At 71.0% G+C, this 821-nt stretch carries 1 protein-coding gene; it reads right to left on the reverse strand.

Features of this window, described 5'->3' with window-relative positions; translation table 11 throughout:
• On the reverse strand, positions 1–821 hold an 821-nt coding region (locus ACFORO_RS46650), incomplete at both ends, for a transposase (protein ID WP_377896792.1).

Here is an 821-nt window from a genome sequence, read left to right on the forward strand (position 1 = left end):
TGCGGGGTGGATCTGGTAGCTGGCTTTGTTGCTGGTCGGCTGGCGGGTTTTGCCTCGGTAGGGGTAGCGGTGCAGGGTGTTTTTGAGTGCTCGGGGGAACATTCGGGCGTGGGTGTGCCGGGTGATCAACTGCTGGCCGAGGTGGTGGCAGGTCCAGTCGAGGCAGCGGTCGGCGTCGGCGGGCGTGGTGGCGAGTGCGTGCTCGACGGTGTCGCGGGCGGCGGTGAAGGAGATCCGGGACGGGTCCAGGCCGGTGGTGAGCGCGGCCTGGGAGATCAGCAGCCGGATGGCCTGGTAGACGACCAGCGTGGCCCAGAGTTCCTGTAGCGCGCGGATCGGGGTTTGGCCGCGCAGCGCGCGGCCGGACAGCAGCACGGTCTTGATCTCGCGGATGCCGGTTTCGACGACCCATCGTCGGGCGTAGAGGGCGACGAGGTCGCCTGCAGGTGCGGCGTGCGGGTCGAGCAGGCTGGTCACCAGCCGGTATTTCTCCGTGCGGGCACGGCCGTCGACGGTGGCGGTGATCCAGGCTTCGACGACCCGGACGGTGACGCCCTTGACCGGGCGCGGCCGCGGCGGGTTGTGGCCGCGTTTCTTGTTCCGGGCGACGTTGCGCCGCCAGGCGCGGGCATCGGCCGGGTCGCGGAGGGTCGAGAGCCACGATCCGTCGGGCAGGACGTGCTGCACGGGCAGCCGCGGCTTGGCGAGCGTGGCCCGCCACAGCAGATGTGTTCCCCGCGCCCGGGCCGCGGTCCACAACCGGTGGCCCAGGAAGTTGCGGTCGGCCAGCAGCAGCATCCCCGGTCGCAGACGGTCGAGCA

Origin of the sequence: Amycolatopsis halotolerans (assembly GCF_042647905.1) — a bacterium.
Taxonomy (GTDB): domain Bacteria; phylum Actinomycetota; class Actinomycetes; order Mycobacteriales; family Pseudonocardiaceae; genus Amycolatopsis; species Amycolatopsis halotolerans.